Raw genomic sequence first — 17,414 nt, forward strand, 5'->3', positions numbered from 1 at the left:
CCGGCCCTCCGACGGTGAGGCCCTGACGTGGGTCAGGGCATCGCAGCGCACCCGCCATCTCGTCCGTTTGATCGTTCGCAGGTCGCGCATGCTCCACCCATTCTCGTTCTCTACCTGTTTTGAATCGCGTTCACCAGTCCGGCAACAAGGTTCGCTCGCTCGGTCATGGCTCCGATCACCAGGTACTCGTGGTCGGCGTGGGCACCGCCCCCGACTGCTCCAAGGCCATCAAGTGTGGGAACCCCCAGTGCGGCGGTGAAGTTGCCGTCGCTTCCGCCACCGACTGCCTGCTCGGTCGACGCCGGCTCAGGCATCGGCGGCCGGCCGATGGCTCCCTGAACCGCGATCTCCGCCCCATCGAGATGCGGAGCCAGTGCCACGAACGCAGACTCGATTCGTTCTTTCTCGCCGGCCGACTCGACCCGGACGTCGACGATGACGGTCGCCTCCGCTGGAACGACGTTGTCCAGGTTCCTGCGGACGCGACGGTCGGGGTGGCAGTCGTGCCGATAACGGGTCGGCCAAGCGCTGCGATGTCCAGTACCTGGTTTGACATCCTCTCCTCCCTGAAGGGAGGGGATTCCTGGCTCAGGCTGCCTCTGGGAGCAGCGCTCCCGGGGGTCTTACACCCTCGACACCAGCCGGTTGAGACCAGCCCGGAGCAGCATCACGCAGGCAGAGTTCTTGTCCCTGGGGGATGCGACTCCGCACGCGGTGCAGGTGTAGGTACGTTCCGAAAGAGGAAGTGCGTGCTTGGTTCTCGCTCCGCACGACGCGCAGTCCATGGTGGTGTGCGCGGGATGCACGAGGCGGACGTCCCGCCCGTGCTTGCGGCCCATCTCGATCAGGGCCGTCTTCGTGGCGCCGTCCACGCCGATCACAGCACCCGTCTCCGGGAGCGGCTGGACCTCGGTGTCGACGACGAACGACGCGTACCAGTGGCCGACAGCGTCGCGGTACACGCGCACGGAGGACGGTACGGCGGGTAGTTCCCGCGACCACACCACGGCCAGCACGATCCCACCCGCCAGATGCAGGCGGCCGTCCTTCAGTCGGAAGCCTCGGGTGGTGTAGTTCAGCGTGGGCAGCGCCTCACGCTTCTTCTTCACGCTGGGCATGCCCGCGCGCTGCCGCATGGGCAGCCGCTTCTCGATGTCCTTCAGCGCCTTCGAGCGGGACTTGGCGAAGTCCCGGATGATCTGTTGCTGCGGGACGCTGGCGCCGTCGCGGAGCCACGGCAGCCTGGCGCGGGGCGTCGGTCAGCATCTTGTCGAGCTGGGCCGGGCCGCACGTCAGCTTGTCGTCCGGGTGCGCACGGTTGTGGGTGTGTATCTGCCGGGACTTGGCGACGCACTCGTTCCAGATCCACCGGCAGCGGTCCCACTCGGCGAGGAGGGCGGTGCGGGAGGTCGACGACACGCGGAGCCGGTAGGTGTACCGGGCGTGCCCGGTACCCTCCGCCGCTTTCCGTGGTGTCGCCATTGCATCATTTTGGCATGATCGATGAGAAGCGGATCTCTCTCCGCCTGCCAACGGACCTGCATGCACGCCTCGTTGAAGAGGCTCGCGCCGACCGGCGGTCCCTCAACTCTGAGATCGTCCACCTGCTTGAGGTCGCGCTCGGCCCGGCGAGCGGAGACGACCACTCGCCCTGACGGCGATCGGTCCATCCCATGACCCGCTACGCGTGAGCTTCGATTCCTCCCCGCCCTAAAGGACGGGGCATCCTCGAAGGAGACCCGGGAATGGCTTCGTCGTCCGCCCGGCGCAGCCGTTCCCGGGCTTCGGGGTGCAGGGCGACAGCAGCGCCTTGGCCGAAGGCTTGTCGCGGCAGGTGCGCGGTGGACGTCGATCGAGGTTGGCGCTCAACCCGACTTGGCGGGGAAGCGCGTGACGCTGGAGACCTTCAGGCGGACCGGAAGCGCGCCGTACTCGACGAGGGAGGCAAGTTGCCGCGCCGATCCCTTGGTGAACGACCCCGAGATCTGCGCCTGCCCTCCGGTGATCGACTGGGAAACGGAGGGAGCCGAAAGTACCTCCTCGTCGAGAACGATGGCGAACTGGTTCATGGGCGGCTGCTGGGTCGCCAGCTCGGCCGTGACGTCGGCGAACTTCACCGACCCCTTCGAGGTGAAGGTCAGCGACACCATCCAGAATCCGCCGTTCGAGTCGAGCTGTGCCTTGGCTCCCGCCACGTCGGAACCCACCAGGGAGGCCGGCTCCAGGACATAGTCGAGCGCCTCCGCATCCTCGGCACCGCACAAGGTCACGGACTCGGAATCACGGGCGGAGGCCTCGCGCCGCAGGTCCTCGCACTTCCCGGCCGTGCTGGGAGACACCGTGACAACGGGCCTGAACGCGAGTGCGCCGGTCTGTCCCAGGGCCGTCAGACTCTTCTCGCTGTCACCCGCTGCCCGGGTGGTGATGTCACCGCCGGTGACGTCGATCTGTACGTCCTCAAGTCCCAGGGAGCCGGCCCGCTGCTTCATCCGGTCCGCGGCCTGGCGCAACTGCCCGGCGCTCCGCGGTGTTTCGGGGCTGAACGTGACGGAGGTCCAGCCCGGCTCCCGGGACCCGTCGGCGCCAGGTGCCTTGGTCCGCGCCGACGCACCGTCCGGACCGCCGGCCGGTTTCGGGGAACCGGCCGCCTGCCCGGCCCCGGTCTCGGAACGGCTGGAACGATCGGAACAGGCTCCCAGCGACCCGGTCAGCACGACGAGGGCGAGGAGTGCAGTGAGGCGTCGCGGACGTGTCACTGGCGGAGACGACGGGCGGGCGGACGAGGACCGGTCCATGCATTCACCTGCATCTGCATAGGGGCGTCAACTTCGGAGACTTTGTCCCATGATGGCCGGGACGACCTCCCGCGCGCAGCGGTTCCGGGACAGCGGTCCCGGAAGCAGCCTCCGGTGAACGGGGCGGCGAGGCTCGCCCGGTGGACGCAACCGCCGTGGCAGTCTGCGTGCCAACGGTGTGCGTGCGGTCGGCGCCCATCAGGCCGACCCGTCGGCCCGCGCCGTCCAGGCAGCGCAACTCGGCGTGCGAACGTATGACTTCAGCGCTCTGCCGGCGCCTCGGAAGGCCGGTCAGTTCCTCGCGCCGTCGCGCCTGCGGGGGCCGACACACCGACAGGAGGTCGGCGCGGTTGCGATCCGCACCATCGACCTGCAAGAGGACCTGTACGCGAGCATTCGACAGCCTGGGCCCGCAGGGCAGCGATCTGTCGCGCCTCGGCTCAACTGTTCAACTGGTGCTGACTGCCAGGCGCCGGGTCAGAGTTCGAAGTCGATGTAGTCGACGTCGGTGAACTCCACCAGCAGCCCGGCAGCGCGGCGGCCGCTGTCCTTGAAGTAGATCTCCTGGAGGCCTTCGGCGGCGATGTTGCGCAGTTGCTGTTCGGTGGCGCCCTGTTCCTGGGCTTCGAAGAGCCTGGCCGCGTACTGCGGGGGCAGAGCTTGGGTGAGGTGGCGCAGCCGGGCGTCGTCCGTGGTGCCCGGCGCGGCGGTGTAGCCGAACCGCGCGCGCGTGTCGACGATGATGCCGTCGGTGGTGGCGGCCTTGTGCTTGGCGGTCTTGCGGATCTGCGGCTGCCATCGCTGCGTGACCTCGTTCTCCAGGCGGGCGGCGAGTTCCCTGCGAGGGTGCTTGATCTCGTTCTTGACGTAGCGTTCGACGGTCCGCTGAGTGGTGCCGAGCAGGTCGGCGACCGCCCTGGTGCCCTTCAGCTGCTTGACCAGGTACCGCATCCGGGCAGGCGCGGACTTCGGGACGGGGCGGGTGAAGGCGCCCTGCACGGCTTTGTCGAGGCTGTCGCCGAGCATGCCCATCGCGGTCTACTCCCCGTTGTCCGTGGCGGTGACGTTGCCGTCCTTGATGTACCGGGCCAGGTTGAGGTCCTGGCCGTGCTCTTCACGGATGCCTTCGGCCCACAGGATGGTCTGGGCGCCCTCGTGCTTGACCATCCCCGGGCTGACGCCGAGCCGGAAGCCGCCGGGCACCGGTTTGTTGTCCTGGTACGGCAGGAAGTCCAGTGGGCTGGGCCCGTGGGAAACGTACACGGCGCAGTCGGACAGGACGGCCACCGGGTACAGGTCCGCGGCCTGTGCGAGTTTGCGCATCTTGCGGTGCATGTTGGTCCGCGCCTTGGAGATGACGGCCGCGCGGATGTCCGGTCGCCAGGTGGGGCGGGCGAGGGCGGGCCATGGCTGGCCGGGCCGCCAGCCGCCGCCGCGGGGCCGCTCGCGGAGCTTGCCGATGCCGCCCTTCACGGTCGCTTTGATGGCCGCGAGGACGATCGCCATGTCGGGGTCGGTCTGTTTGTGACGGGCCATCGCCGCCAGGAACTCCTGCGGTGAAAGGTCGGCGGTGACGCCGAGGTCCGCCATCGTCGCAAGGTAGGCGTCGCGGAGCCTGTTGTACCAGGCGTCCAGGTAGCGGCCGCTCGTGGGCCGGACGTACGCCTCGAACGGCGCCACCTGGTGGCCGAGCTCCACCGCATAGGCGACGGTCGGCGTCGCGTACCAGGCTGGGCCCTCGGGACGGTCGCCGGACGGTGTGAACGGCGAGGGGAGGCGCGGGTCCAGCTCGATGTGGGAGAGGTCCACCAGCCACGAGCCCGGCAGTTTCGGATCGAAGGCCGGCTTCTGCACGTGCACCTTCTCGCCGATGCCGACGACGGTGCCGTTCGCAGCTGCGGCGAAGGCCATGTTCACGTCGATGCCCACCACGAAGCGCTTGGTGCACTCGTCATCGGTGAGCGGGCGCGCCCAGTCGTAGGCCTCCTCCACCAGGACCTCGTCCGGAGTGCGCCGGTGAAAGCGCGGCAGGCCGGTGAGCAGCGGGTGTCCGTCCGGCGCCTCGCACGGCGCGCACTCCACCGGCCGGGTGCCCAGCGATCCGGGGTTGTGTTCACTGTGACGGCGGCCTTGGTCATCCGGATCGCCGGCGCGGGTGGGCGGGTGCAGCGCGGTCATCAGCTCCAGGCCGTTGACCGCCGTCGAACCGCGCGGGGTCATCACGCGCGTCGCGTACGTGCCGAGCAGGTGGGCGAGATCCGCCGGGAGCAGCTGGGCGGCGTCGCCCCAGGAGCGGGCATCGAGCGCGTCCCATCCCGGGATGCACAGTTGGACGCAGGAGCGCTGTGAGCCCTGCGCCGGCCGGTAGATACGGGCCCACGGCCCGAAACCCCGCCGGGTGAGCTGCCAGTTGGCCTTCGTCAACTGCTTGAGGACCTTGTGGCCCTCGTGCAGCCGACCGGCCCGGCGCTCTTCGTCGGTCAGCCGTGTCGGGAGGCCGTAGCTCGCACAGGCCGCTGGGGTGAGCACGATCAGCGGGTCGGCGTCCTTGCCGTTGCGGTTCAGCCGGGGCGCGCCCAGTTTCGCCTCCGACAAGGTCCAGTCGACCAGTGCCGGAAGGGACTTCGCGGGAACGTCCAGGACCAGGCCGCCCACACAGTAGGCCGACAGCTGCCCGTCCGCGACGTCCACGACCGCGAGCGGGCCGTTCTCGAAGCGCGGGTCGATGGCTGTCCCGGCCTGGGAAGGCATTGGCCCTTTGTTCGCGGCCGGACGGCGTGAGGAAGGCGGCGATCCCCCGGCGGTGCCCGCCGTGCGGACCGGCGCCGGCGCGGGTGCAGCCGTTGATGCCGCAGCAGCCCCCGCGGAGGCAGGGTGCCCGGCGGTGACCTGTCGCACCGGTGCGGGCACTGCTGTCTCGGGGGCCTTGTCCTCGTCGGGCGCGGCGTCAGTCGGAGGAAAGCGGTCTGCAAGTCCTCCCAGAAGCCGGGCGTATGCGGCACGCTTCGGAGGACGGGGCTCGCTGCGGCCGGCCTCCCAGTTCCCCACGGACTCGCGTCGGCTCTGCAGCGCCTTCGCGATCTGGTCCTGGCTGAGGCCTGCCGCCTCCCGCAGCCGTCTACGTTCCGCAGGCGGCGGCAGCGGGTCCTGTGCGACCTGATCCAGCAGTGCGTCGACTGCGCTGAACAGCGCCTCTTCGTCGTGGGACACGGGGACCTCCAAGCGCCCATCGTACCCAATCCCACATGGATTCAACTTGGATTTCTCTTAGATTGCTCGTAGGGGCTCCAGAACCAGCAGCGGGGGTACGGCCAGGAGAAACGGGCGGCGGTGCGGCCAGTGTGCCGCCCGGCTGCCCGAGGGCAGTCGGCGGTCACGCCGGTACTGTTCGGCGGCCTGCCGAGGGCGATGCTGCGAAGGCGGCGGTCGCGCGCGTTCCGGCAGACCGAAGCTGCTCAGCGCAGTACGGCCGCCAGCAAGTCGGCCCCCAGCGCCGTCAGATCGGGCAGATTGAGGGTGTGGCGGACGTATCGACCGTGCCGCCGGGCCGTGAGCAGGCCCGCGCGGCGCAGGACAGCGAGGTGGCGGGAAACCTCCGGGGGTGTGAGTTCCCAGGCGTGGGCAAGTTCACCGGTGGTGTGCGGGCCGCGGGCCAGGGTGCGCAGCAGCCGCAGCCGTACCGGATGTGCGAGTGCCTCCAGCCGTAGTGTGACCGTTTCCAGCGATACCGGCTCCGATGGACTCGGCTCGGCCACGGGATACTGCACCACCGGCTGCCACCCGGGCGCGTGAACCACCACCAGGTGCGGGCTGCCGAAGACACTGGGGATGAAGGTGACCCCGGTGCCGTGGGCGGCGGTCGCCTTGTCCTGCAGCTTGTCCACGATGACGCAGTCGCCGTCCGGTGCCAGGGTGACTGCGCCGGAGACCGATGCGAGTGCCGCCCCGATGCCCTGGCGCTTGAGCAGGTCGGTCTTCAGACGCAGGTCGGTGGCGAGCTGCACGGCGACGCCCGCCCAGGCGGCGTCGAAGAAGGCCTCGGCGCACTGTTCGAGGGTCTGGCGCACCCGCGCCCGCACGGCGCCCGGGTCTGCGAGCAGCCGTTCCGCGAACGCCTCTTGCCGCGCGCCGCGGGCCTGTGCCAGGTCCAGGGCCCGCTCGCGCGCCGTCGCGTCGGTGAGCGGCGACGGCGCGGCGAAGTGGACCCGGTTGCTGCCGCACGTGGTGACGAGCGCGGCGGTCACATACGTTTCGTCGTCGATCCGGTCCACGTCGTCCAACTCCTCCGCGAGGGTCGGCCGAGGACGGGCGGGGACCAGGAAGTCCGCTTGTGAGGAACGCCAGAGGAACTCCGCTTCCCGCAAGCGCTCGGCCAGCTCCGGCCGCAGCCCGGCCCAGACGTCCGCGGCCCAGCCGGCGAGCTGCGGATGATGCCCGGGTTCGGCCAGCACGTGCAGCATCGCGGTCAGCTCGGCCAGCGGGGAGGCGGCGAACCGCAGTCGCTCGGACGGCAGGCCGCTGATGTCGATCCTCAACGTCATCCCCTCAGCATCACTGACCGGATGGCCGGCGACGGCGTCGGTTGACGGTGTCCGTCAACCGACGTACCCGGCCCGGGCGGTCGAACGCACCGTTGCCGCCATGGCAACCACCACCAAGATCCAGCCCCGCGCCCTCGTCCGTGCTTCCGGAGGCCCCCGCTATGCCGTCGCCCTGGCCGTGGACGCGCTCGGCACCGGCCTACTGCGGCCTTTTCTGCTGCTCTACGGGGTGACGGTGCTGCGGCTGTCCGCGCCGGCCACCGGCATCGCCATGACGGTCGGCGTCGTCGTGGGTCTGGTGTGCATGCCCGCGGTGGGCCGATGGCTGGACCGGGGCGCACGCAGCACGGTCGTGGCAGCGTCGATGCTGGTGCGGGTGCTGGGCGTGGCACTGCTGCTGGCCACCCCGGCGGGGCACATCTGGCTGTTCGCCACGGCGGCACTCTTCCTCGGCATCGGCAACCAGGCATGGCCGGCCGCCCACGCGGCTCTCGTGGCCACGATCGCCCACGGCCGGGAACGCGACACCGCTCTCGCGGCAGGCCGCGCCCTGCGCAACGCCGGCCTGGGCGCGGGCGCGCTCCTCGCCACCGCATGCCTGGCGGGCGGCACCACCGCATTGCAGGCGCTGGCAGCCGTCACCGGTCTCGCCTATCTTGCTGCGGCTGCCTTGGCGTGGTCGGTCCACCTGCACGCGCATCCGGCCGCCGCCCCGGCCAAGGACGGGGCCGACGGGCCCGCACCCCGGATGCGCGCGCTGCTGGTCGCCAACGTGGTCTACGTCTTCTGCCTCAACGTCCCCGAAATCGCGCTCCCTCTGGTCCTGGTGACACAGTTGCACGCATCCCCTGTGTGGTCGGCAGCCATCTTCGTGGCCAACACGGTGCTGGTGGTCACCCTGCAGGTTCCGGTCACCGTCCTGATGTCCCGCTTCTCCCGGCGGACCGTGCTGGCTCTCGCCGGCGTGGTGCTCGCCGCGTCCTACCTCGGTTTCCTCGCGGCCACTTCACTGGGACACGGCTGGGGTGCCCCGGCCGTCGCCACGGTGTCCGTGGTCTGCACCATCGGCGAGATCATCTATGCCGGCAGCGCCACCGCGCTCGTCACCGCCCTCGCCCCGGCCCATGTCCTGGGACGCGCCCTCGCCCGCTTCGAGCTCTCCACGGGCTTCGGCCTCGCCGTCTCCCCGGCGGTCATCACCGCTCTCGCACCCCACGGCCCCGCCGCCCTCTGGGGCAGCCTAGCCGGTGCGACTCTCCTCTCCGCCTCCGCCGTTGCCGCCGAGAAGGATCAAGGAGCGGCGCTCAGCGGTAGCTGCCGCCGGGCGCGAGCAGGCTCGTGAGCTCGGCAATCGCCTAAGGCTACGGTTGGAAGCAGCGGCGGACGCTCTCCGGCTTCTTGTGTCGGGAATTCGTCATCAGATCAACAGGGACTCGCGTTGCTCGCCGAGGTGGGTCGCCGCAACTCAGCGTGGTGGAACGGCTGTTCCTTCGAGGGTGCACCAGAACTCGTTGCCGTACTGCCGTAGCGTTGTGCCAGAATCCGGCGCATGCCACCTACCCACCTCCTTCTGCGCGCACCAGGGGCCGCCATCTCGCTGATGCGACGGAATCCGGCCACTGTTCCCGGAGCGGGGTGCGAGCGTTCTGGCATCATGCAACATCGTTCGGCGCGTACGGCGTTGAGGTGGGAGAACGATGAGCGGGGACGGCATGTACGACAAGTTGATCACCCTGCTCGATGAGCACGGGGCGGCCTATCGTGTCATCGAGCATGCCGCAGAGGGCGCGACGGAGGCGGTGAGCGCACTGCGGGGCAACGAGTTGGGGCAGGCCGCGAAGTGCATCATCGTGATGGTGAAGGTCGGCAAGAAGGTGACCCGCTACGCGCTGGCCGTCGTGCCGGGCGACAAGAGAGTGGATCTGGCCAAGGTGAAAGCGCTCTACGAGGGCACCTACGCCTCGTTTGCGTCCCAGGAAGCGGCCGAGAGACTCGCCGGCTCGCAGAGCGGCACGATCCTGCCGTTCTCGTTCGACGAAGGGCTGGAGCTGTTCGTCGACCCGGAGCTGCTGCGGAACCCGGAGATCTACTTCAACGCGGCCCGGCTCGACCGCTCCGTCGCACTCTCCTCCAACGACTACCTGTCGATTGCAGAGCCGCGCGTCGAGGTCATCGCCCAAACGTGACGGCCGCGTTCACTGCACGGCCGGGGTGAGGGCCAGCGTCATGCCCAGCCCGACCAGCACCGCGCCGATCACCTTGTTGAGGACCGCCTGCCGACGCAGCAGGCGGATGCGCAGGCTCTCGTTGGAGAAGAACACCGCGGCCAGGCAGAACCACGCCAGATGAGCGACCGACATGAACAGGCCGTAGCCGATCTGCCGGACGACGGGGGTGCCGGCACTGACGACCTGGGTGTAGGTGCTGACGACGAAGAGCATCGTCTTGGGGTTCAGAGCATTGGTGAGGAAGCCCGTCCGCAGTGCGCCCGCCTTGGACATGCCGTCATCGGAGGAAAGGTCGATGTCATCTTTGGTGCGGGTGACAAAGGTCTTGTAGCCGATGTACACCAGATACACGGCGCCGACGAGTTTCATCGCGGTGAAAAGCGACGGAGTTCTGCTCACCAGAATGCCGACACCCAGCATGGTGTAAGCAACATGCACCAGCACGCCAAGTGAAATTCCCAGTGCGGAAAGCAGGCCGGCGGTCCGCCCGTACAGATAGCTGTTGCGCACGGTCATGGCAAAATCCGCGCCGGGGCTGATGACTGCCAGAACGGTGATGACGGCAACGGCGATTATCTGGCCCATGGGCTCCGGTTTTCTCGTGCGGTTCTCGGGCGGCTGTCGAGGCAATGACGCACAATACGGGGCCGCCGCGCGGGACGGCCCCGTATCGCGGATCACGGCCGGTGACGGTAGGTGATCACCAGGACGTCGCGCTCGGCGGGCCGGGAGGAGTCCAGCTGCTCGATGGGGCTGACGCCGTGGAAGACACGCTCGTCGTTCACGAGAGCCAGGTCCAGGGGCTCGCAGAGCGTGAACTTGTCCAGCGGCTGCCTGTCGAGGTTGTACACGGTGCTCTCGCCGCCGATCGCGTTGGAACGGCCGATCATCGCCATGAGCACAAAGGTGACACCGTCACGGTGGACGCCCTCCGGGGTCGGCCGGCCGACCTCCTCGCCGTTGACCTCGATGCGGAACTGGTGGGCCTCGATGTGCCAGTCCGAGTAGGGCGCCAGACGTCCGAAGACGTCGCAGCCCAGGATGAGCAGGCTGTTCATGGTCTCGCCGTGGAGGATGCGGTCCTCGAACGGCTCGTAGTGGCGGGCGATTCCGCCGTTGAGATTGTTGTAGTCCAGGCCCTGGTAGTGCGGCTGGTGGGCCTCCACGCGGTATCCGCGGCCCGCACGCGGGGCACTGAGGGTGGCGTGGCGCCGCCTGCGGTAGCGGCCGCCGTCGGCCATGTAGGCGTCGAGCGGCATGCCGTTCCAGCTGTCGCGGAAGGCGTCCACATCACGTAACGCGCTTTCATTCCGCAGGGAAAGCAGGTGCTTGACTCTTTCGCCGGCCTCCTGTGCATAGCTCTGCTTCGAAAGAATTTCGCAGAGTTCCTCGACGCCGGCATCGTATGTCAACGGCATGATTTCGTCCCCGTACCGCTAGGTGATCATGGTCGTTCCGAGAATGCGATACGGAATACGATCATGTCAACAGCGTGCCCGATATGCGAAATATTTCACCTTTCCGCGGCCTCGGAGTGAAATTCATCACCCAGTTTCTGCGGCGGCTATTCTGCGTCAACGACCTTTGTCAGCGGATTTCCGCCCGGCCGGTCCAGGACTGGAGCGTACGAATTCAAGCCATGGCCGAATCCGGGCCCCCTGACTGTCCGGCGGCATGCGCAGTTCCGTGCACCGGATCCGCCACTGCAGCAATGCGCGCCCCGGTCGGTAGAGGCGGCTCCCCGGGGCGGCCGGGCGTTGCGGCGGGACCGAACGCACCAGGCGCACCGTTCGGCAGTGACAACGCAGTTGCTGCAACCTCGACCGCGCGGACCGGCCATCGGTGTGCAGCAAGTGGCAGGACAGCAGCCGCGCCCTCGGGGCGGGCAATCGTCGATGCCCACCGGTCCGGGTTTCGCGCACGTGCCGGACACGGCGATCAGCCGCACAGTGGAGACATGAACACACACGGCATGAACATCTTGGCCGGTGCGCGCCCGGCCACCAGGCTGCCTGCCCAGGACCTGGACCGGGCGCGGCGGTTCTACCGTGAACAGCTCGGGCTCGAGCCGGTGGATGAACGGCCCGGAGGGCTGCTGTACCGCTGCGGGGGCGTGGACTTCGCCCTGTTCCAGTCCGCAGGAGCGTCACCGGGCACCTTCACACAGATGGGCTGGGAGGTCGACGACATCGAAGCGGCCGTGTCAGAACTCAGGCGGCGCGGCGTGGCGTTCGAGGAGGTCGACCTGCCCGGACTGCGTACCAGAGACGGGATTGCCGAGATCGACGGGAACTACCCGAGCAAGGGCGCACGGGGTGAACGCGGGGCCTGGTTCCGCGACAGCGAGGGGAACATGCTCGGCATCGGAGAGCCTGTCACCTGAACTCCTCTCCGACAGCCCCTTGCCGCTGCTCCGGGTCGCGAGCAGTTGGTGGCCAACGGCTCGTCGGATGTTCACGAGAACCACCGCGGTGTCACAGCGCGCGGCGCATGCAGACCCGCGGCCACCTGTCCAGGCCATGAGCCCTTTCGCGTTCGCGGATCTCCCGCAGACCAGGAGCAAGCATGCCTTCGTCCACGGACAGGAATCCGCAGCGCGCGTAGTACGGGGCGTTCCACGGGACTTCGGTGAACGTGGTGAGGGTCAGGGCGGGTATCCCGTCGCGCGTGCCGTGAGCCGCCAGATTGTCCAACAGGGACCGGCCGATACCGCGGCGTGCACTGTCCGGGTGCACCGAGACCTGCTCGACGTGGAGATTGCCGTCGACGTGGCCGGCAATCAGGTAGGCGACCGGGGCGTCGGCGTCGTCGGCCGCGACCCAGGCCAGTCCGGCCTTCTGGTAGCGGGCGAGTTCACCGACAGGTAGTGGCTCGTCGTCGGCGATCTCTGGCATGCCGATGTCCCGGAAGCACCGCCCGGCGGCTCTTTCGATGTCCTGGAGGATGGGCAACTCGTCCGGGTGCACTGCTCGAATATGCATGAACGCATTGTCCAACGAGTGCTGACAGGTGCGTCACAGGAGCCGTTGACAGGACGACGCTACGGCGGGCTGTCCGGTGTAGTTGGGGCCGGCATCGGGATCCGCGCCGAGGTAGCGGAAGGGCTGATGGACACTCCGAGGTCCGCGGAGTGTCAGCAGGTGCTGACGCGAGCTGTACGTGAAGCCCTCGCACGGACGGCGCAAGCGGTTCCGCAAGCTGATCTCCGGCATGCCCGTGAGCAAGCTGCGGGCACGACTCGTGAGCATGGCGGCCGAGCTAGGCATCACCGTGGTCGCGGTCGATCCCGCCTACACCTCGATGTGGGGCGCCGAGCACTGGCAGAAGCCCCTCACCAGGAAGACCACCCGTCACGACGCGGCGAGCGTCGCGATCGGGCGACGCGCCCTCGGGCACCGCATCAGGCGACGGACGGCACCCGCCCCACGACGACCAGAGCGATCGTCGTGGGCATCGGACCGCCCAGGCCGGGCACGGCACCCGAGGACGTAGGGAAACCCGCCCCCGCATCCCCGGACCACGGACACGACCTGCTGGCACCGGATGCGGCGCGAACGCGGGGGACCAGGACGCTCAACACCGTTCGGAGCGTCCGGCTGAGCCTGTGCACAAGGCTGAAAGCGCCGGTCGCAAGCTGATCCCGGTGGACCCCCGCAACACCTCCCGCACCTGCCCCGCCTGCGGGCACGTGTCCGGCGAGAGCCGCACCACCCAAGCAAAGTTCGAGTGCACCGGCTGCGGCCACACCGCCAACGCCGACCAGGTCGGCGCACTCAACCTCGCCATCAGGGCCGGGCTGGTCCTTCCCGACGTGGCCTGACCACCGACAGGAGAAGCCACCGGATTCATCCGGGGGAGGAGTCACTCGGGCCGCTGCCGGGCAACCCGCCACGGAGGGGCTGGTTGGAGGCGTGCGTCACTCTGGGAGGTCGCAGGCCGCCGGGGTCAACGGCGCGTGCGATGCTGGCGCCGTGTCCGCCTTGCCGCTCGCCCCTGAACCGATAACCGCCGACCCGCCCACCTCCACCGCACATCCGCTGCTCACGCAGTCGTGGCTCGACCTGGCTTTCCTGCACTGGGCCGTCGACCCCGCAGACGTGTCCCCGCTCCTGCCGGCGGATACGGTCCCCGACACACTCGACGGGGCCACCTACGTGGGCCTCGTCCCCTTCCGTATGCACCGCGTCGGCTGGTTTCGTCTCCCCGGTGTCCCGTACCTGGGCACCTTCCCGGAGACCAATGTCCGCCTCTACTCCGTGGATGCCCAAGGACGTCGCGGGGTCGTCTTCCGCTCGCTCGACGCCTCACGCCTGATCCCCGTCGCGGTCGCGCGGGCGCTCTTCCGGCTGCCGTACCTGTGGTCCCGGATGAGCATCTCCCACGGCGAGGACACGATCACCTACACGAGCACCAGGCGCTGGCCGGGTCCCCGCGGTGCGCACAGCCGGATCACCATCCGCCCGGGCGTGCGGATCCAGGAACCCACCGCCCTCGAGCTCTTCCTCACGGCACGCTGGGGCATGCACAACACGTCGTACGGACGGCAGATGTATCTCCCGAACACCCACCCGCAGTGGCCGCTGCACCGCGCCGAACTGGTCGAGTGTGACGAGGATCTCACCACGATCGCAGGACTCCCGACGCCGCTCGGCGAGCCGGCGAGCGTGCTGTACTCCCCCGGCGTCGCCGTGCGCTTCGGACGCCCGGCCCGTCCCGGCGGCATCCCCACACCCTGATCGCCGCGCCTGCCGCGGGCCGCACGCGAGCTCTGCTCGGATGTAGGGCCGGTGGGCCGGTCGGGCTTCACCGCACCCATGCCACTGCCACGACGCTCAGACGCTGCACAGTGCACCGTGTTGCGGCCGCCCGGTCAGTCGATGCCGCGGCCTCGCTCGAAGCGTCTGTGGCCTTCGGCGAGAGCGACCAGCGGCTCGGGATAGCCGCCGCGGGTGCGGTCGTGGCGCCGGAGCTTCCAGGGTTCGTGCACAGCAGTTCCTCGAAGGTCTTCGAGCTCGGGTACCCAGCGCCGTACGTACGTGCCGTCCGGGTCGTGGAGCCGGCCCTGGCGAACGGGGTCGAGTACGCGGTTCGGCCGGGTGTCCGTGCCCGTTCCTGCGACCCACTGCCAGTTGAGCTGGTTGTTCGCCAGATCACCGTCGACCAGCAGGTCGAGGAAGTGCCGGGCGCCGGTGCGCCAGTCCACGTACAGCGTCTTGGCCAGGAAGCTCGCGGCCAGCAGTCTCCCCCGGTTGTGCATCCAGCCTTCGTGGCGCAGCTGGCGCATGGCGGCGTCGACGACCGGGTAGCCGGTGCGCCCGTTCTTCCATGCTTCGATGTCGTCCTCGGCCTCGCTACCGGTGCGCCAGAGGTCGTGCCGGTCGCGGTAGTCGTCGGCTGCGGCGCGGGGCCGCGCGGCGAGCACCTGGTGGTGGAAGTCGCGCCAGCAGAGCTGGCGTACGTACGCGTCGGCGCCCGGACCGCCCGCGGAGCGGGCGCGGTGGACGACTTCGGCTGCGGAGAGCGTGCCGAAGTGCAGGTGGGCAGAGAGCTTCGACGTGGCATCGGCCGCAAGGTCGTCACGCATCTGCTCGTACCGCCCGAGCCCGCTTCGGAGCCATCGCGCCAGCTGCTTGCGAGCCTCGCTCTCCCCGCCGTCGGCCAGGCCTTCGCCGACCCCTGCGACGTCTTTGCGGGAGGGGATCTTCTGCGAGCGGACGGCGTCGGGCACGCGCACGGAGCGGGGCGCAGCGAGCGTGCCGCGGATCTCCTCCTGCGACCAGCGGCGGTAGTACGGGGTGAAGACCGCGTAGTGGTCCGAGCCGGAGGGGACGACGGCGCCGGGGGCGAGCGCGGTGACCACGGCGTCGTGGACGTACAGTCTGCGGCCCTGCTCATCGAGTGCGGCACGCAGCCGCTCCTCGCGGGCGTGGGCGTAGCTGCTGACACCTCCTGCCATGTGCACCTCGTCCGCGTCCGCTTCGTGTGCGACTGCGCCGACCTCGTCGACGACGTCACCCGAGCGGACGACAAGCCGACCGCCGCGGGCGCGCAGCTGCTCGTCGAGATCTGTCAGGCAGTCGGCCAGGAACGCCTGCCGGTGGGGAGCCTGGAATCCGGCGGCCCTGATGCCGTCGTCCAGGACGAACACCGGTACCACTTGCTCGCAGGCGCTGAGAGCCGCCCGCAGCGGCGGATGGTCGTGCAGCCGCAGATCGGAGGTGAACAGGACGACTGCGCACTTCATGAAGGCACTCCCAAGGAGGGTCGTGACGGTACTGCCGTCCCAAAGCCAACGGCGGCACGCGGCCGGCGGATGCGCTCGTCACGGGTTCAATCCGCGGGATGGGCCTCACGCGCGGCATCCGCACGGCCCGCGGCCCTCGCGATGTTGCGCGCCATGCCCCCGAACACCAGGGCGTGGAACGGTGACACACTCCACCAGTACATGTGCCCGAGCAGGCCGCGTGGATGGAACAGTGCCCGCTGCCGGTAGCGGGTGGGGCCGTTGCCGTCCCCTTCGGCGTACATCTCCAGCCATGCCAGCCCCGGCAGACGCATCTCGGCACGAAGCCGCAGCAGCCGCCCCGGCTCGATCTCCTCCACCCGCCAGAAGTCCAGCGAGTCGCCCACCCTCAGCCGCGCCGCGTCCCGGCGTCCGCGCCGGAGCCCGACCCCGCCGGCAAGCCGGTCCAGCCAGCCCCTCACCGCCCATGCGAGCGGGAAGGAATACCAGCCGTTCTCGCCGCCGATGCCCTCGATCACCCGCCACAGGGCCTCCCGCGACGCGTCGACGGTCCGTGCCCGCCGGTCGCAGTACAGGCTCCCGCCCGCCCAGGCCGGATCAGTCGGCAGAGGATCGCTAGGAGCCCCGGGCAGGGAGGCGGACGACCAGCGGGTGGCGACCTGTGCGTCACGGACGCGCTGGAGGGCGAGGGCGAGGGCGCGGTCGAAGCCGATCGGAGTGCCCGGCGGATCGGGCACGTACCGGGCGATGTCGTGCTCGCGGCAGACGACCTCATGGCGCAGCGATTCGGCCAGCGGCCGGGCGAGCGACTGCGGAACGGGCGTGACCAGCCCGATCCAGAGGCTGGACAGGCGTGGTGTCAGCATCGGCACCCGCACGATGAAGCGGTCCGGCAGATTCGCCACCGCGGCGTACCGGTGCATCATCTCCTCGTACGTGACCACGTCCGGCCCGCCGATGTCGAACGTCCGGCTCACCGAATCGGGCATCTCCGCGCTGCCGACGAGATACCGCAGCACGTCACGGACGGCGACGGGCTGGATACGGGTGCCGACCCAGCTCGGCGTCACCATGACCGGCAGCCGCTCGGTCAGATACCTCAGCATCTCGAAGGACGCGGATCCCGAACCGATGATCACTGCCGCGCGCAGCACCGTCGCCGGCACGCCCGAGCTCAGGAAGACCTGTCCCACCTCTGCGCGCGAGCGCAGGTGCGCGGACAGGTCACGCTCGGGGACTCCGGCCGGCGTCAGCCCGCCCAGATAGACGATCCGCCGCACCCCGGCGGCACGAGCCTGCCCGGAGAAGTTCTCTGCCGCTTGCCGGTCGGTCTCCTCGAAGCCGGAGCCGGTGGTCAGGGCATGCACCAGGTAGTAGGCCACGTCGACATCCCGCATGGCCTCCCCCAGTGACCCCGCATCGGTCACATCGCCGCGCACGACCTCGACGTCCCGCGCCCAGGGATGGTCACGCAACTTCGCCGGCGTCCGGGCCAGGCAGCGCACCTGGTACCCCGCGCCCAGCAATTCGGGCACAAGGCGGCCGCCGATGTAGCCCGTCGCACCCGCCACGAGACAACGCAACACTCACACCACCCTCCTGCCGG

Annotated in this window: 15 protein-coding genes and 3 pseudogenes; 7 read left to right on the forward strand and 11 right to left on the reverse strand. The window is 69.4% G+C overall.

Translation table 11 applies throughout. The features are described from left to right. Nucleotides 1–110: 110 nt before the first annotated feature. Both OHS70_RS00690 and OHS70_RS00695 read right to left on the reverse strand, forming a co-directional pair. A pseudogene (locus tag OHS70_RS00690) lies at nt 111–553 on the reverse strand (M20/M25/M40 family metallo-hydrolase); the annotation flags it as partial. Nucleotides 554–588: 35 nt separating this feature from the next. Then, a pseudogene (locus OHS70_RS00695) lies at nt 589–1,482 on the reverse strand (RNA-guided endonuclease InsQ/TnpB family protein). A 14-nt stretch (nt 1,483–1,496) separates the two neighbouring features. On the opposite strand from OHS70_RS00695, the gene OHS70_RS00700 reads away from it, so the two are divergent. Continuing rightward, nucleotides 1,497–1,655 carry an Arc family DNA-binding protein gene (locus OHS70_RS00700; protein ID WP_328392506.1) on the forward strand — a complete coding sequence of 53 codons (159 nt, stop codon included), beginning with the start codon at nt 1,497–1,499 and terminating at the stop codon, nt 1,653–1,655. 210 nt (nt 1,656–1,865) lie between these two features. On the opposite strand, the gene OHS70_RS00705 is transcribed toward OHS70_RS00700, so the two are convergent. From OHS70_RS00705 to OHS70_RS00720, 4 genes are all read right to left on the reverse strand, one after another. Then, a complete protein-coding gene (locus OHS70_RS00705) occupies nt 1,866–2,756 on the reverse strand; it encodes a preprotein translocase subunit SecD (protein WP_328392508.1) in 891 nt (296 codons plus the stop codon). A 516-nt stretch (nt 2,757–3,272) separates the two neighbouring features. Next, on the reverse strand, nt 3,273–3,827 hold the full coding sequence (tpg, locus tag OHS70_RS00710) for a telomere-protecting terminal protein Tpg (protein WP_328392510.1): 555 nt from the start codon (nt 3,825–3,827) through the stop codon (nt 3,273–3,275). Nucleotides 3,828–3,833: 6 nt separating this feature from the next. Continuing rightward, entirely contained in the window at nt 3,834–6,005 is a 2,172-nt protein-coding gene (gene tap, locus OHS70_RS00715) for a telomere-associated protein Tap (RefSeq protein WP_328405339.1), read from the reverse strand. A gap of 245 nt (nt 6,006–6,250) precedes the next feature. Then, nucleotides 6,251–7,336 (reverse strand): helix-turn-helix domain-containing protein, encoded by a 1,086-nt coding sequence (locus OHS70_RS00720; protein WP_328392512.1) that lies wholly within the window; start codon nt 7,334–7,336, stop codon nt 6,251–6,253. A 100-nt stretch (nt 7,337–7,436) separates the two neighbouring features. On the opposite strand from OHS70_RS00720, the gene OHS70_RS00725 reads away from it, so the two are divergent. After that, the gene (locus tag OHS70_RS00725) at nt 7,437–8,678 is read left to right on the forward strand and encodes an MFS transporter (RefSeq protein WP_328392514.1); all 1,242 of its coding nucleotides are present in this window, start codon (nt 7,437–7,439) and stop codon (nt 8,676–8,678) included. A gap of 355 nt (nt 8,679–9,033) precedes the next feature. Continuing rightward, complete coding sequence (locus tag OHS70_RS00730) at nt 9,034–9,522, forward strand: YbaK/EbsC family protein (protein ID WP_328392516.1); 489 nt, start codon at nt 9,034–9,036, stop codon at nt 9,520–9,522. A gap of 9 nt (nt 9,523–9,531) precedes the next feature. Here the strand turns inward: OHS70_RS00730 and OHS70_RS00735 are convergent, their stop codons facing one another. Both OHS70_RS00735 and OHS70_RS00740 read right to left on the reverse strand, forming a co-directional pair. Next, nucleotides 9,532–10,149, reverse strand: coding sequence for a LysE family translocator (locus tag OHS70_RS00735; protein ID WP_328392518.1), 618 nt, complete (start codon nt 10,147–10,149; stop codon nt 9,532–9,534). A 92-nt stretch (nt 10,150–10,241) separates the two neighbouring features. Continuing rightward, nucleotides 10,242–10,982 (reverse strand): 2OG-Fe dioxygenase family protein, encoded by a 741-nt coding sequence (locus tag OHS70_RS00740; RefSeq protein WP_328392519.1) that lies wholly within the window; start codon nt 10,980–10,982, stop codon nt 10,242–10,244. A 539-nt stretch (nt 10,983–11,521) separates the two neighbouring features. Between OHS70_RS00740 and OHS70_RS00745 the strand changes: the two genes are divergently transcribed. Then, entirely contained in the window at nt 11,522–11,947 is a 426-nt protein-coding gene (locus tag OHS70_RS00745; protein WP_328392521.1) for a VOC family protein, read from the forward strand. 91 nt (nt 11,948–12,038) lie between these two features. Here OHS70_RS00745 and OHS70_RS00750 read toward each other — a convergent pair whose 3' ends face one another. Further along, nucleotides 12,039–12,545: a GNAT family N-acetyltransferase gene (locus tag OHS70_RS00750; protein WP_328392523.1), complete on the reverse strand. Its 507-nt coding sequence runs from the start codon at nt 12,543–12,545 to the stop codon at nt 12,039–12,041. Between the two features lie 181 nt (nt 12,546–12,726). Here OHS70_RS00750 and OHS70_RS00755 point away from each other — a divergent pair. The 3 genes and pseudogenes from OHS70_RS00755 to OHS70_RS00765 all read left to right on the forward strand — a co-directional run. Next, nucleotides 12,727–13,202: pseudogene (locus OHS70_RS00755) on the forward strand (IS200/IS605 family accessory protein TnpB-related protein); the annotation flags it as partial. A gap of 5 nt (nt 13,203–13,207) precedes the next feature. Continuing rightward, nucleotides 13,208–13,384, forward strand: a complete 177-nt coding sequence (locus OHS70_RS00760; RefSeq protein WP_443062542.1) for a zinc ribbon domain-containing protein — start codon at nt 13,208–13,210, stop codon at nt 13,382–13,384. Nucleotides 13,385–13,544: 160 nt separating this feature from the next. Continuing rightward, the gene (locus tag OHS70_RS00765) at nt 13,545–14,300 is read left to right on the forward strand and encodes a YqjF family protein (protein ID WP_328405341.1); all 756 of its coding nucleotides are present in this window, start codon (nt 13,545–13,547) and stop codon (nt 14,298–14,300) included. A 134-nt stretch (nt 14,301–14,434) separates the two neighbouring features. On the opposite strand, the gene OHS70_RS00770 is transcribed toward OHS70_RS00765, so the two are convergent. Further along, nucleotides 14,435–15,808: a cryptochrome/photolyase family protein gene (locus OHS70_RS00770; RefSeq protein WP_328392525.1), complete on the reverse strand. Its 1,374-nt coding sequence runs from the start codon at nt 15,806–15,808 to the stop codon at nt 14,435–14,437. 86 nt (nt 15,809–15,894) lie between these two features. Continuing rightward, on the reverse strand, nt 15,895–17,394 hold the full coding sequence (locus tag OHS70_RS00775; protein WP_328392527.1) for an SDR family oxidoreductase: 1,500 nt from the start codon (nt 17,392–17,394) through the stop codon (nt 15,895–15,897). Between the last annotated feature and the right edge of the window lie 20 nt (nt 17,395–17,414).

This window comes from Streptomyces sp. NBC_00390 (assembly GCF_036057275.1).
In the GTDB taxonomy this organism is placed as follows: domain Bacteria; phylum Actinomycetota; class Actinomycetes; order Streptomycetales; family Streptomycetaceae; genus Streptomyces.

Excerpts from the sequence above, each read along its gene's own strand:
- OHS70_RS00700 (WP_328392506.1), top strand. The coding sequence starts at position 1,497 with ATGATCGATGAGAAGCGGATCTCTCTCCGCCTGCCAACGGACCTGCAT.
- tpg (WP_328392510.1), bottom strand. The coding sequence starts at position 3,827 with ATGGGCATGCTCGGCGACAGCCTCGACAAAGCCGTGCAGGGCGCCTTC.
- OHS70_RS00720 (WP_328392512.1), bottom strand. The coding sequence starts at position 7,336 with ATGACGTTGAGGATCGACATCAGCGGCCTGCCGTCCGAGCGACTGCGG.
- OHS70_RS00725 (WP_328392514.1), top strand. The coding sequence starts at position 7,437 with ATGGCAACCACCACCAAGATCCAGCCCCGCGCCCTCGTCCGTGCTTCC.
- OHS70_RS00730 (WP_328392516.1), top strand. The coding sequence starts at position 9,034 with ATGAGCGGGGACGGCATGTACGACAAGTTGATCACCCTGCTCGATGAG.
- OHS70_RS00735 (WP_328392518.1), bottom strand. The coding sequence starts at position 10,149 with ATGGGCCAGATAATCGCCGTTGCCGTCATCACCGTTCTGGCAGTCATC.
- OHS70_RS00740 (WP_328392519.1), bottom strand. The coding sequence starts at position 10,982 with ATGCCGTTGACATACGATGCCGGCGTCGAGGAACTCTGCGAAATTCTT.
- OHS70_RS00745 (WP_328392521.1), top strand. The coding sequence starts at position 11,522 with ATGAACACACACGGCATGAACATCTTGGCCGGTGCGCGCCCGGCCACC.
- OHS70_RS00750 (WP_328392523.1), bottom strand. The coding sequence starts at position 12,545 with ATGCATATTCGAGCAGTGCACCCGGACGAGTTGCCCATCCTCCAGGAC.
- OHS70_RS00770 (WP_328392525.1), bottom strand. The coding sequence starts at position 15,808 with ATGAAGTGCGCAGTCGTCCTGTTCACCTCCGATCTGCGGCTGCACGAC.